We start from the raw sequence: 13,839 nt of genomic DNA, 5'->3' as shown, positions 1-13,839 counted from the left end.
TTGTGAACGCAGCTATTTTTTTTCCAGGAGCGGCTTGAGGAAGCGACCGGTGTGGGATTTTTTTAGTTTTGCTACCTGTTCCGGTGTTCCTTCGGCGATTATCTGACCACCACCGCTGCCTCCCTCTGGCCCTAAATCCACTATCCAATCTGCTGTTTTAATCACATCGAGGTTGTGTTCGATGATGACGACGGTGTTGCCTTTGTCGCGCAGACGATGCAGTACGGTCAGCAATTGTTGTATGTCGTGGAAATGAAGGCCGGTAGTGGGTTCGTCAAGTATATAAAGTGTTTTGCCCGTGTCCCGTTTGGAAAGCTCCTTGGACAGTTTGATGCGCTGGGCTTCGCCACCGGAAAGGGTGGTTGCTGATTGTCCGAGGCGGATATAGGACAGGCCGACGTCCACCAGGGTTTGCAGTTTGCGCGCGATAACCGGGACGTTTTCAAAGAACTCCAGGCCGTCTTCTACTGTCATATCCAGTAGCTCGCTTATGTTTTTGCCTTTATAGCGAATCTCGAGGGTCTCTCGGTTGTAGCGTTTGCTCTTGCAGATATCGCAGGGTACGTACATGTCAGGCAAAAAGTGCATCTCTACTTTAATGACGCCATCGCCCTGACAGGCTTCGCAGCGACCACCCTTGACGTTAAAACTGAAACGGCCCGGCGTATAGCCTCGTGAGCGCGCTTCCTGAGTGCCTGCAAACAGTTCGCGAATGGGTGTAAACAGGCCTGTATAGGTTGCGGGGTTTGATCGGGGGGTTCGGCCGATTGGGCTTTGGTCTATGTCGACTACTTTGTCGAAGTGGTCGATACCGTGGAATTCTCCGTAAGGGGCCGGTTTCAGAGTGGTTGCGCCATTCAGTAGTGTGGCCGCCAGTGGGAATAAAGTGCCGTTAATCAGTGTGGATTTGCCTGAGCCGGATACACCGGTTACGCAGGTCATCAGGCCCACGGGCAGGCTTAGGTTTACGTTCTGCAAGTTGTTGCCGTGGGCGCCGTGAATTTGTAGTTGGCGATCTGGGTCATTGCTGGTGCGCTGGGCAGGAATCTCGATGGCCTTGGTGCCTTTCAGATACTGGCCAGTGATGGATTTGCGGCATGACATGATTTGCTCGAGGCTGCCGGCGCGGAGCACTTCGCCGCCGTGTACGCCTGCACCTGGGCCGATGTCGATGATGAAGTCTGCAGCGCGGATGGCGTCTTCGTCGTGCTCTACCACGATAACGGTATTACCCATGTCCCGCAGGCGCGTGAGGGTGGCCAGTAAGCGCTCATTGTCGCGTTGGTGCAGGCCTATGGAGGGTTCGTCGAGGATATAGAGAACCCCTACCAGTCCGGCACCGATTTGGCTAGCCAGTCGAATTCGTTGGGCTTCGCCACCGGATAAGGTTTCTGCTTTGCGGTTGAGGGAGAGGTATTCGAGGCCGACATTTACCAGAAACTGCAGGCGCTCGCGGATTTCTTTGAGTATTTTCTCGGCAATTTCGCCTTTTTTGCCTGTTAGTTTGAGCGCTTTGAAGTGGGTGAGGGCGTCTCCTACTGGCAATTTCACCACCTCAGGCAGCGGCACGGATTCGATGTAGACGTTGCGAGCGGCACGGTTCAGGCGGGAGCCGTGACAGCTTTGGCAGTCCGCTATGCTGAGGTATTTGGCCAGCTCTTCCCGTACGGCATCGGATTCTGTTTCCCGGTAGCGGCGCTCCATATTGGGAATGATGCCTTCGAAAGGGTGGTTGCGGGTAATGACATCGCCCCTATCGTTCAGGTAGCGGAATGGAACAGGATCGTTTCCGGTGCCTTGTAATATGATGCTGCGGGCTTTTTTGGTCAGTTTTCCGAACGGTTTGTCGATGTCGAAGCCGATGTGCTCCGCCAGGGATTTGAGCATTTGGAAGTAATAGACGCTGCGGCGATCCCAGCCTTTGATAGCGCCTTCCGCCAGGCTGAGGTCTGCGGATACCACGATGGCGTCTTCGTCGAAGAATTGGTTGACGCCGAGCCCGTCACAGGTGCTGCAGGCTCCGGCCGGGTTATTGAATGAGAACAGCCGCGGTTCCAGTTCGCTCAGGTTGTAGTTACAGACCGGGCAGGCAAATTTGGAGGAAAACAGCAGGGATTCTTTTTCGTCATCCATATTGGTGACGACGGCGGTACCGCCGGCGAGGTTGATGGCGGTTTCAAACGATTCTGCCAGACGTAACCCCATGTCTTCTTTAACTTTAAATCGATCCACTACCACTTCAATGGTGTGTTTCTTTTTCTTGTCGATTTTGGGCAGCTGATCCAGGTCTACCACGATGCCGTCGATGCGGGCGCGGATGAAGCCGTCTGCTCTTAATTCTTCAAACAGGTGCAGGTGTTCACCTTTCTTATCCTGGATCACGGGTGCCAACAGCATGTAGCGTTTGTCGCCGGGCAGCGCCATGACCTCGTCGACCATCTCACTGATGGTCTGGGCTTCCAGCGGTAGATCGTGATCCGGGCAGCGGGGTGTGCCTACCCGAGCGTAGAGCAGACGCAGGTAATCGTAGATCTCGGTGATGGTGCCCACGGTGGATCGCGGGTTGTGTGACGTGCTTTTTTGCTCGATGGAGATGGCAGGAGAGAGGCCTTCGATGTGGTCTACATCGGGCTTCTCCATCAGAGACAGGAACTGGCGGGCATAGGTGGATAGAGATTCCACATAACGGCGCTGGCCTTCGGCGTAGAGGGTGTCGAAGGCCAGGGATGATTTGCCAGAACCGGACAGCCCGGTAATTACGATGAACTTGTCCCTGGGAATGTCCAGGTTGATGTTTTTCAGGTTGTGCGTACGTGCTCCGCGAACTTGAATGGTGTCCATCAGTAACCCCCTGCAAAATAAACCCGCAAGTATAGAGATATTGGGTTGGTCACACTAGCGGCATTGGGCCTTGTTCAGCTTGAAGTTTGAATATGAGGAATAAGTGGACGGATAGTCGTTCATGGCTCTACGAGAGCTGGGCCATAGGTGATAGAATCATCGCCCTGTTTGGTTGTATAAAGCTGTTATGAATTCCTTTGAAATTAGGGCCACTTGGTCCCTCGCTAGCCTGTTTGCAATGAGAATGCTGGGATTGTTCATGATCTTGCCGGTATTTGCGCTCTATGGCGAAAGTTTGGTTGGCGCTACACCTGGCTTGATCGGCTTGGCCATCGGAGCCTATGGGCTGACCCAGGCCATGTTGCAGGTCCCGTTTGGCTTGTTGTCCGATCGCATTGGGCGTAAGCCTGTGATTGTCATGGGCTTGCTGGTGTTTTTGGTCGGCAGCCTGGTGGCGGCCGAGGCAGATTCTATATATGGGGTTATTGCCGGGCGTGCCTTGCAGGGTGCCGGTGCCATAGCCAGTGCCATCATGGCCCTGCTGACGGATTTAACCAGGGATGATCAACGAGCCAAGGCCATGGCCATGGTGGGTGCCAGTATCGGTATGTCGTTTGCGCTGGCGCTGGTGGTGGGGCCTGTCCTGTCGGGTTGGTTCCAGCTGGAAGGCCTGTTTATCTTTACTGCCGTGTTGGCGGGGCTGGGGATAGCCTTGACGTTGTGGGTTGTGCCTTCACCGGATATGCGGCGGGTGTATCGGGATACGCGGCCTGTGATGGCGCAGTTCTCGGATGTATTGAAGGATGCTGATTTGTTGCGCCTGGATCTGGGCGTATTCGTGCTGCACATGATGTTGACGGCGTCTTTTGTGGTGCTGCCGGGTTGGTTGCTCAATAATGCTGCCATTGCGAAGGAGCAGCATTGGGTGGTTTATTTGCCCATTCTTTTCCTGTCGTTTGTCTTAATGTTACCGATGATGATCGTGGCAGAGAAAGCCCGCAAAATTAAGCAGGTCTTTCTGGTGGCCATCGTGTTGCTGGTGTTATCGCTGTTTTCTCTCAGTCAGTGGCATGACAGTGTCTGGTCCATTGCGGCGGGTTTGTTTGTGTTTTTCTGGGGGTTTAATCTGCTGGAGGCGTTATTGCCTTCTCTGGTCAGCAAACTGGCGGCTCCTGGCTTTAAGGGCACGTCGATGGGGGTGTACTCTTCCTGTCAGTTCCTGGGCGCGTTTGTAGGAGGGGCCGGTGGCGGATGGTTGATGGGTCATTATGGCGATGGCGCTGTCTATCTGATGGCCAGTGGCATGGCAGCGGTTTGGCTGTTGTTTGCGCTGGGTATGAAGCAGCCACCCTACCTGCAAAGTGTGACTTTGCCATTGTCCGGGGAAGGCGATCTGGACTCTGGTGTTTGGGCATCACGCTTGATGACGGTCGTTGGGGTTGAGGAGGCCGTGGTGATTGAGGAAGATCGGGCCGCCTATTTAAAGGTGGACAACGCGCGTCTGGATAGAGAACAATTGATGCGATTGTCTCAACCGACATTACAAAGTCAGGCCGAACCGGCCTGAATACAGAATAAGCATTGCTATAACGGGAGATTCTCATGGCACAACGCGGAGTGAACAAGGTAATTTTGGTGGGCAATCTGGGGCAGGAGCCTGAAACTCGGTATCTGCCCAGTGGCGGTGCTGTGACTAACATTTCAATTGCCACCAGTGAAACCTGGAAAGACAAGAATTCAGGCCAGATGCAGGAGCGCACGGAATGGCATCGGGTGGTGTTTTTCAATCGCTTGGCTGAGATTGCTGGCGAATATCTAAAAAAGGGCACCAAAGTGTATATCGAAGGTGCCCTGCGCACCCGTAAATGGCAGGATCAGAGCGGCTCGGATCGTTACACCACGGAAATCGTGGCGTCTGAAATGCAAATGCTGGATTCTCGTGGTGGTGCTGGCGGTGGCTCGGATGATGGATTTTCCGGTTATGACCAGATGCCTGAAGCGCGGGGCTCAGCCCCTGCACCTGCGGCCAGCAGCAGTGCTCCCAGCCCGTCACCTGCGGGTTCAGATTTTGAAGACGATATCCCGTTCTAAGTAAATTATGTCCTCTCTGGCAATGGGGCCGGGTTAACAAAGTATGTTAAGCTGGCCTCTTGGCGTAAACTAATAAGAATAAGCTAGAAGTTAAGGAGAGGGACTCCCTTCCGTCCCGAGCCATGAAAATACGCAATCTGATTCTTGTAGGCGTGCTTTCCTGCATTGTTTTTGCTATCGCACTGTTGCCCGCCAGTCTTCTGTGGAATGCCGTATCCGGATCGCTCCAAGGTTCTCCGTTGCAGGTGGAACGGGTTGGCGGCACGGTTTGGAACGGATATGCGTTGGCCAATGTGCGAACCCCCGTGTTGCAAGGGCCTGTGGTGTTGGATTGGCGGCTCAAAGGCTATCGCCTGCTGTTGGGAGAATTGGCGGTTGGATTGCACCTTGAAGGTAATGCTTTTCAGATCACCGGTGGTGGCCATTGGGGTTTGTGGGGCAAAGGCATCACGCACCTAAATGGTGACGTACAGGCTTCCATGCTGGATCAGTCCCTCAGGGAATTCGGTATTTCAGCCTCCGGCGTGCTCAAGGTCGATGAGGTCAATATAAACCTGTCCGGAACCACCATCACGACCGCAGAAGGTATGATTAGCTGGAGTGGTGGTTCGGTGACTGCTCCGGGGCGCGGTTCCCGCAATCCTATTGATTTTCCTCCAGTAAACGGGCAAGTTCGTGAAGAAGAGGGCAACCTTTATCTGACCGTAACAGAAGCTCGTGGTAATCAGCTGCTGGGTGAGCTGGGCCTTTTGCCAGAAAAGGGCCTGGGCAGCTTAAAAGTATTGCAGAGGGTCTTGAGTTTGGCAGGCATGAGCCCTGGTGGGGATGATAATAAAGTGCTGGCCAATATGCAGCAGCCTTTACCCTTTTAAGGCATTGTAAGTATTGAATGCTAATCTGTTATTAAAGAGTACGGTCTTATTCGCAAGCGTTGAACCTTAAGGTAAAGTGAGGTTCATATAACAAGAATAAGCACCCTGAACGTCAGGAGACGATTTTGACAGCGGATACCCAATTAAATCCTTGGGTGAAAAGAGCCAACAGCACTGCCTGTGTGATCCTGGTGATTGCAACAGCCTTCGTGCTGGTGAAGCTCGCCTATCTCTTTGTGGACACTTCCGTCGGCGCACCACCATTGCTGTATGGCCAGCAGAGCCAGATCGGTCAGCCAATGGGGCGTCAGGATAAAGTCGATACCTCAGCTATTTCCATGTGGTCGTTGTTTGGTCGTGAAGGCCAGAAAGTCGTTAAGAACGATCAACCTAAAGATGTGGATGCCCCTAAAACGCGTTTGAGCCTGGAACTGCAAGCGGTGTTTGTTGCGCCGGTTGAAGAGCGATCTACGGCTATGATCGCCGAATCCCGCAAAGACAGCGAGCTGTACCACGTCGGTGACAAGGTGCCCGGTAATGTGACGTTGGCCGCCGTGTTTCAGGATCGAGTGCTGTTGAATCGAAATGGTCAGTTGGAAGCATTGTATTTCCCCGAGAACAGTAAAGGCGGGCTGACTAGGTCAAGCGGCGATTCCAGTAGCAGCCGCAGTCGCACCAGTCGCAGCTCCAGAACGTCGTCCACCAGTGGTCGTGCGCCCAATTCGCGCCCCGGTTTTGGTGGCGATCGTGCAGGTATAACCAAGCAGGCTCAGTCTGCCATGGCAGAACAGATGGTCAGCACACTTCGCGATCAGATTGCGCAGGATCCGGGTGAGCTGCTCAGCCAATTCGGCTTGGCATCCAATAACGGGCGCGGTTATCGCGTTGCGGAGAACCCCAACCCGATGCTGGCTGCGGTGGGTGCAAAGCCTGGTGATATTATCTTGGCGGTGAATGGTCGAAACGTTGGTGACCCTTCCCAGGATGTAACGCTCATAGAACAAGTGATGCAGGATGGGACTGTGCGTGTTTCCATGGAACGCAATGGTCGTCAATTTGATTCTGAGTACGCCCTTCCGGGGCTGTAAGCAACACGAAGTGTTTGGACAATCGAATATGAATAAGCGGTGGGTCGGAAGCGAGATCAAGATGAAAATGACGCGGGCAATGGTAGCGTTGAGCTTGGTATTGATGATGCCTCTTGTTGCGTGGGCAGCAACAGACAAAGAGGGCGCATGGAAGATCAATATGAAGAAAGCGGACATCCGCACCTTCATTGAGCAGGTGTCGGATATTACCGGCTACAGCTTTATCGTTGACCCGCGGGTTAAGGGTGAGGTCACGGTTGTATCCAATACTGAAATGTCTTCCAGCGACATCTTTGACATGTTCCAGAGTGTGCTGAGGATTCATGGTTACGCGTCGGTAAAAACCGGTAGTGTGGTTAAAATTGTGCCAACACAAGGTGCCAAGCAGGAAGATCTGCCATTGGGCGGCTCCGGCCTTGGTAACGAGAAGATGGTGACCCGCGTGATTCCGGTTGAAAATACCAATGCCACAGAGCTGGTGCCGATTTTGCGTCCGATGGTGCCACAGTATGGCCACCTGGCGGCGGTGAGTTCTGCCAACGCGCTGATCATCAGCGATCATGCTAATAATATTGCCCGTATTATCGAGATCATAAAGCGTATCGACAGCGCTGAAAGTGAAGAAGTCGAAGTGGTTCAACTGAAATATGCGTGGGTGGGTGATGTGGTTAAAACCCTCGAGCAGCTTACGCCCGTTGAAACCGGTAGCAGCAAAAAATCGTCTCGCAGCAGCGGCAATGTTCGAGTCCGTGTTGTGGCCGAGGAGCGCACCAATCGCTTGATTCTGCGTGGTGAAAAGTCTGCTCGTGCCAGGGTGAAAGCCTTGTTGGTGGACTTGGATCGACCCGTTGAAAACAGCGGTTCGACTCAGGTGATTTATCTGCGCCATGCTGAGGCAGAAAAGGTAGCGGAGATATTGAGTGCTTTGGTGTCGGGGCAGTCGGCTACAGGGGGTGGTAAGTCTTCTGGTCGATCTTCGGGCAAGGCTGCAGCCACATTGGCGTCTTCTGCTCCTGTTGCAAACGCCAGTGATATTACGATTCAGGCCGATGAGACTTTGAACGCCCTGATTGTTCGTGCAGCGCCAGCCGATCTGGCTGAGATTCGCAATATCGTGGATCAATTGGATGTGCGCAGAGCGCAGGTATTGATCGAGGCTGCTTTTGTTGAAGTGGCGGGCACTGCCAGCGAGGCGCTGGGTGTGCAGTGGGGGTATGGCAACCCGGAAAAAGGTGTCGGCGGAACCAGCCTTGCGGTGCCTGGCCAATTGTCTCTCTCCTCTATCGCTGGGTTGATTGATGGTGGTAGTGGTGACAGTTCTGATACCAGTACTTCGTTTTCAGGTTTGCTGGCCGGTGGTGCCAATCAGAATGGCAGCACAAAAATGGGCATTGTGATTCAGGCGGTGGAATCCAATTCCAACACCAACCTGCTGTCTACCCCAAGTATTATGACCCTCGATAACGAGGAAGCGGAAATCATTGTGGGTGAGAACGTGCCCTTTATTACCGGCACCAGCCTGAGCAGTAATAACGATAACCCGTTCCAAACCATCGAGCGTCAGGATGTTGGTTTGACATTGCGGGTCACCCCGCAGATTAATGACGGTAATGTCGTGCGTTTGCAGTTGGTGCAGGAGGTTTCCAATGTCAGTAATGAAACTATCACCGGTGCTGCCGACATCTCAACTCAGAAGCGCTCTGTGAAATCCGTGATTTTGGCCAACGACGGTGAAATCATTGTGACGGGTGGTTTGGTGCGCGATGATATGGAAGAGGTCGTCAACAAGGTGCCACTGTTGGGTGATATTCCCTTGTTGGGGGCGTTGTTCAGAGCGACAGGCCAGAAAATCGTGAAGCGTAATTTGCTGCTGTTCCTGCAGCCGACCATCATTCGGAATGACCAAGCAGCTAATGAAGCGAGTCAGGAGAAATACAATCAGATGCGTAACCTGAGTTTGCGTATTGATCAATATGGGAACATCGAGCGGGAGACGCCTCGATCTGCGTTCCCTGAAGATGGGCGTGATGTTCTTAAAAACGGCCTTCGTTTCGGTGTTAATGGAGAGGAATCTGCGGCGGCTGCAGAAGAGTAAAGCGCAGGTGCGGAGTTCAGCAACAAACAAAAAGGGCCTTTGAGGCCCTTTTTTGTTTGTCTGTCATTGATATGCCCGGTGTATGCCCCGGTTCTGTTACACCATCGGTGCGGCGTTCTTTTTCCAGCTTTTCTTCTGGAAGCGTTTATCCCAGCTTTTGAAGCGTTTGCGGCAATAGGTGTTCAGGTCATCGTAGCCGGAGAAATACAAATCGCTACCGTCCTTGATGCTGACATCGTATTCGCAGTAATCGTTGCTGTGATCACGGCAAATCAGTGGTCGAACTTCGTAAATGCCGCAGCGCCCATCACTCTGTAAATGGGTGCATTGGCTTAATACCAATAGGAACCAGCCGTCATCATCCTTGAAAATATGGATGTTTTTGTGGGAGATCTGCCACAGCAGCAGATCAAAGTCCTTCATGGTGGTGGGTTTGTCTATGTTCTGGGTGACATACTGGCAGCATTTCGACTTATGGCAACGATCACACTTGTTGACTGCCTCTGATAGCTCTTTCAATTTGATTTTCTTTGCCATAACAGTAAGTTAATGCTCTTAGGGTTGGCTTTGCGCGGGCGCATAGCGAATGGATATAAGTTTCAGTTTTCAACAATAACCTATTAGAACAACATGATATAAAAATTACAGCATTAACCCAAATCAATACCTTGTGACCCTACATTCCCTGTGTTTATATCGAATGGTCTGTGACTAACGGAGGGATATATAACGTGGTAACAGCATTAATAGTAGGCGCGGGTGCCGTAGGCCAGGTTTATGGTCACTTCCTGCAGCGTGGTGGCGCTTCCGTCTCTTACTTCGTAAAAGAAAAATACAAAGAAGAATGCGAAAAAGGATTTACGCTTTACCGGTGTCGACGCAGTGGCTTGGGTGCTGCGGAACAGTTTAGTGCCGATGGTGTGTATACTCAATTTGATGGCCTCAAACAGACGCGCTGGGATCAGGTTTGGCTGACGGTGTCGTCTGCAGATCTGCGTGGTGAATGGCTGGCGCAATTGCGAGATGTTATCGGTGATGCCACCGTGGTGATGTTGCAACCGGATCTGGATGACCGCGATTACGTTTACAGTATCTTCCCCAAGGAGCAGGTGGTCTGTGGCATTGTGAATTTTATCAGCTATCAGACCCCGTTGCCGGATCTGCCTGATTACCACCCTGACGCAACTAAAAACGGCGTCGCCTATCTGGTGTTACCGATGATGCCTGCGGAATTTTCAGGTAACGAGCATCGTTTGCCCGGCGTCATGAGTGCGATGTCCTCTGGCCGTTTCAATGTCAAAGTAGAGCAAGATGCCTCCCGGATCTATGCGGATCGTTCTGCAATGATGATTCCATTGGTGGCATTGCTGGAAATGGAGAATTGGTCTTTCAATAAACTTCGCATCAGTAATTCGCTGGATTTGGCGGTGGGAGCTGCCCGAGAGGCGCTGGCTATTGTGGCCGCAAAATTTGGCCGTCGTTTGAACTGGACTGAGCGGTTGTTCAGTCTGTTTTGGGTGAAAATGGCGTTGCCAGTCATGCGCTTTCTGTCGCCGATGGATGCGGAATCTTATGTGAAATTCCAGTTTGTTAAAACGGCTCCGCAAACTCGGATGATGCTGAAACATTTTATTGATGATGGTGAGAAGCTGGGGCAGCCGGTACAGTCTCTTAAGGAGCTGTTTGACCGCTTGCCAGATGAGCCTCAGCTGAAAAAGGCCGCTTAGGTGTCCAGGCGGATATTTAAGTTGGTTTCTCTGTAGTAGCGCTCAATCAGAAAGCCCGGCAAACACTGTCGGGCTTTTGCGTTGTGTTTGGCGGGGGAGTTAAAAAAGGCTGAAGGGCTCGCCATCCAGCAGCATGCGCTGTTCTTCCAGGCTGCCCACATGATGCTGCCAATAGCTTTCGGTGTTGAACCAGGTGAAGTTACTGGTGAAGGCGGGATCATCCCAGCGGCGAGCCAGCCAACCTGCGTAATAGATCATACGCATGGTGCGCAGGGGCTCAATCAGTTGCAGCTCCCGTCGATTGAAATCGTTAAATTCCTCGTAGCCATCCAGGAGTTCGCTGAACTGGGCAATCTGCTCATGGCGACTGCCTGCCAGCAGCATCCAGAGATCCTGAACTGCCGGTGCGTTCTGGCAATCGTCGAAATCCACAAACCAAGGCCCGGTTTCACGATGCCACAGGATATTGCCGATATGGCAATCGCCATGGCAGCGAATCCATTGCGGGTCGGCTACTTCGAAAGCGCTTTGGAATCGGCTGGAAAAGTCGTTGATCAGCTCCTGATAACGTGGCTTCAGGTACTGGGGTAAAAATGGGTTGTCCAGCAGGAATTCCGCAGGCTCTGTGATCAGGCGCTGAATCGAGAGTGTAGGGCGAGCCTGGAACAGCGTCGTGCCACCTACATTGTGTATGCGGCCCAGCAGTCGCCCCAGCCATAACAACTGATCGAAGTCATCTTGTTCCGGGGCCTGGCCGCCTTGTCGACGGAAGGCCGCAAACCGGTAGCCCTGAAATCTGTGCAGGGTGGTGCCGTTGAATTGCATGGGGGCCACCGCAGGTATCTCCAAATCAGCCAGATCCTGGGAGTAGCGGTGTTCCTCTAGAATAGCTTCGTCGCTCCACCGCAGGGGGCGGTAGAACTTTACAATGACCGGCTCTGCCTCCTCGATGCCCACCTGATAAACCCGGTTTTCATAGCTGTTGAGGGGAAAGATGCGGGCGTCCGACAGGAGGCCAAGGGACTCTACAGCGCTGATCACCACATCGGGGGACAGGTGATCGTAATTCGGGTGTAATTCAATGTCGGTCATGGAGAGCGGGATATCCTCAAATCGAAGTCCGCATCCTACCACAACCGGATCATGACAGTTGGGGCTGAATTTTGGCCGTGCGAGCGATGGCCCAGCCGTCTACCCGCTCCACGCCGCTGCTGCGCAGTTGCCTGGCCAGTTGGTTCAGTGTGCTTCCTGTTGTGATGACATCGTCCATCAGCACGATATGGTGAGCAGGGGGTGTGAGTGACCTCAGTGCCGCTCGTTCGATACGAAAAGCCCTTTGAATGTTTTGCTGGCGGCCGGAGCGGGACAGGGTTTTCTGTTGTTTGGGCTCTCGCACTTTGGTGATTAAGTCGTGGCGCACAGGAACCCCAAGTTTACGCCCCACCAGTTGGGCAAGCACACCGGCTTGGTTATAACCTCGAATGTGCTGTTTATTTGGGTGCAGAGGCACTGGCACAATCAGATCCGGCAGGGTTAAGCCCCCAGTTTTTACCTGGTCTGCAAACAGTCTGGCCAACACGAACAGCAGCTCAGCCCGTTTGCTGCCTTTGCCTTGTAGAATCAGTTGATCCAGCGGAAATTGGTAGACAAACGGCGTGTAGCACTGGTCGAAGTACGGCTCATCCGATACGCAATGTTGGCAGAGCCCTTCAAATGGATCCGGCCAGGGTTCAGCGCAGCGCTCACAGTGGTGCTGGTTCCAGGGCAGTTCTCGAGTGCAGGCAGCACACAGATCCTGATCAGGTCGGTTGATGCCGTGGCACAGTAGGCAGAAAAACATAGTTAGGTTGATTATTGATCACATGTAAACTTTTGAATTAAAGTGCAAGTTGACAAAGGTATGAAGGCCTTTAAACTGCTCGGTTATTAGGCGGGGTTTACCTATAAAGGTTTGCCCATAGTAAGAAAGACAGCCACCCCTTAAAGAATTTGCACACATGAGGCCTGACACATGACCGCGCAGCAGAACCCGGTAGAAGCCGTACGCCACGATTGGACTCTTAAAGAAATTCAGGATCTGTTTGATCTGCCTTTCAATGATCTGCTGTTTAAGGCTCAGACGGTGCACCGCCAGTATCACGACCCTAATGCGGTGCAGATCAGCACCTTGCTCAGCATCAAAACCGGTGCCTGCCCTGAAGACTGCAAATATTGCTCTCAGAGTGGTCATTACAACACCGGGCTTGAGAAGGAAAAGCTGATGGAGATTCAGCGGGTGTTGGAGCAGGCTCGAGAAGCCAAGGCCTCCGGGGCCAGCCGTTTCTGCATGGGGGCGGCCTGGCGCTCCCCCCGTGAAAAAGACATGCCCTATGTGCTGGATATGGTCAAGCAAGTGAAATCCTTAGGCATGGAAACCTGCATGACGTTGGGCATGCTGGATCAGGATCAAGCGACTCGTTTGGCGGATGCTGGGCTGGACTACTATAACCACAACCTGGATACCTCCCCCGAGCATTACAATTCCATTATTACCACCCGCACCTATCAGGATCGCCTCGATACACTGTCGAACGTACGTGAGGCCGGGATGAAGGTTTGTTGCGGTGGCATTCTGGGTATGGGTGAGACCGCCCGTGACCGTGCTGGCCTATTGATGCAGTTGGCCAATTTGCCGGACCATCCTGAAAGTGTACCTATTAACATGCTGGTAAAAATCGAAGGCACTCCGCTGGAGAATGTCGACGATCTGGATCCATTCGATTTTATTCGTAACATCGCCGTTGCCCGTATTCTGATGCCTGAGTCTTCTGTGCGTTTGTCCGCCGGCCGCCAGACCATGAATGAGCAAATGCAGGCCATGTGTTTTATGGCGGGTGCCAACTCGATTTTTTACGGCGAACGTTTGCTGACCACCAGCAACCCAGAGGCGTCATCCGATATGCAGTTGTTCAATAAACTGGGCATCAAGCCACTGCAGCTGCAGGCGGCCGCCAGCGACGAAGCGAACGAAGCAGCCATTCTGGGTGCGGTTGAACATCAAAAAAATGCACACCTGTTTGTGGACGCCAGCCGCAACACAGGCGCGCCTCAGCCTCACAAAGATTGCCCTAAAATGAGCCACTAAC

At 52.8% G+C, this 13,839-nt stretch carries 11 protein-coding genes; 7 read left to right on the top strand and 4 right to left on the bottom strand.

Annotation, left to right across the window (positions count from 1 at the left end):
• Nucleotides 1-12: 12 nt before the first annotated feature.
• A complete protein-coding gene (uvrA, locus tag Kalk_RS06200; protein WP_101893374.1) occupies nt 13-2,841 on the bottom strand; it encodes an excinuclease ABC subunit UvrA in 2,829 nt (942 codons plus the stop codon).
• A gap of 187 nt (nt 2,842-3,028) precedes the next feature.
• On the opposite strand from uvrA, the gene Kalk_RS06195 reads away from it, so the two are divergent.
• From Kalk_RS06195 to gspD, 5 genes are all read left to right on the top strand, one after another.
• Entirely contained in the window at nt 3,029-4,408 is a 1,380-nt protein-coding gene (locus Kalk_RS06195) for an MFS transporter (RefSeq protein ID WP_101893373.1), read from the top strand.
• Between the two features lie 35 nt (nt 4,409-4,443).
• On the top strand, nt 4,444-4,932 hold the full coding sequence (ssb, locus tag Kalk_RS06190) for a single-stranded DNA-binding protein (RefSeq protein WP_101893372.1): 489 nt from the start codon (nt 4,444-4,446) through the stop codon (nt 4,930-4,932).
• A gap of 122 nt (nt 4,933-5,054) precedes the next feature.
• A complete protein-coding gene (gene gspN, locus Kalk_RS06185; protein ID WP_101893371.1) occupies nt 5,055-5,804 on the top strand; it encodes a type II secretion system protein N in 750 nt (249 codons plus the stop codon).
• A 125-nt stretch (nt 5,805-5,929) separates the two neighbouring features.
• On the top strand, nt 5,930-6,892 hold the full coding sequence (locus tag Kalk_RS06180; RefSeq protein ID WP_158643339.1) for a type II secretion system protein N: 963 nt from the start codon (nt 5,930-5,932) through the stop codon (nt 6,890-6,892).
• A gap of 28 nt (nt 6,893-6,920) precedes the next feature.
• Nucleotides 6,921-8,987, top strand: coding sequence for a type II secretion system secretin GspD (gene gspD / locus Kalk_RS06175; protein WP_158643338.1), 2,067 nt, complete (start codon nt 6,921-6,923; stop codon nt 8,985-8,987).
• Nucleotides 8,988-9,083: 96 nt separating this feature from the next.
• Here the strand turns inward: gspD and Kalk_RS06170 are convergent, their stop codons facing one another.
• The gene (locus Kalk_RS06170) at nt 9,084-9,524 is read right to left on the bottom strand and encodes a YkgJ family cysteine cluster protein (protein ID WP_101893368.1); all 441 of its coding nucleotides are present in this window, start codon (nt 9,522-9,524) and stop codon (nt 9,084-9,086) included.
• A 194-nt stretch (nt 9,525-9,718) separates the two neighbouring features.
• On the opposite strand from Kalk_RS06170, the gene Kalk_RS06165 reads away from it, so the two are divergent.
• Nucleotides 9,719-10,714, top strand: coding sequence for a ketopantoate reductase family protein (locus tag Kalk_RS06165; protein ID WP_158643337.1), 996 nt, complete (start codon nt 9,719-9,721; stop codon nt 10,712-10,714).
• A 99-nt stretch (nt 10,715-10,813) separates the two neighbouring features.
• On the opposite strand, the gene Kalk_RS06160 is transcribed toward Kalk_RS06165, so the two are convergent.
• Nucleotides 10,814-11,806 (bottom strand): serine/threonine protein kinase, encoded by a 993-nt coding sequence (locus Kalk_RS06160; RefSeq protein WP_101893366.1) that lies wholly within the window; start codon nt 11,804-11,806, stop codon nt 10,814-10,816.
• A gap of 49 nt (nt 11,807-11,855) precedes the next feature.
• Nucleotides 11,856-12,554, bottom strand: a complete 699-nt coding sequence (locus Kalk_RS06155) for a ComF family protein (protein WP_101893365.1) — start codon at nt 12,552-12,554, stop codon at nt 11,856-11,858.
• Nucleotides 12,555-12,725: 171 nt separating this feature from the next.
• On the opposite strand from Kalk_RS06155, the gene bioB reads away from it, so the two are divergent.
• The gene (bioB, locus tag Kalk_RS06150) at nt 12,726-13,838 is read left to right on the top strand and encodes a biotin synthase BioB (protein WP_101893364.1); all 1,113 of its coding nucleotides are present in this window, start codon (nt 12,726-12,728) and stop codon (nt 13,836-13,838) included.
• Nucleotide 13,839 lies beyond the last annotated feature (1 nt).

The organism is Ketobacter alkanivorans (assembly GCF_002863865.1).
Taxonomy (GTDB): domain Bacteria; phylum Pseudomonadota; class Gammaproteobacteria; order Pseudomonadales; family Ketobacteraceae; genus Ketobacter; species Ketobacter alkanivorans.
The sequence above is the reverse complement of the archived record's forward strand: the minus strand, read 5'-3'. Positions and strand labels throughout refer to the sequence as shown.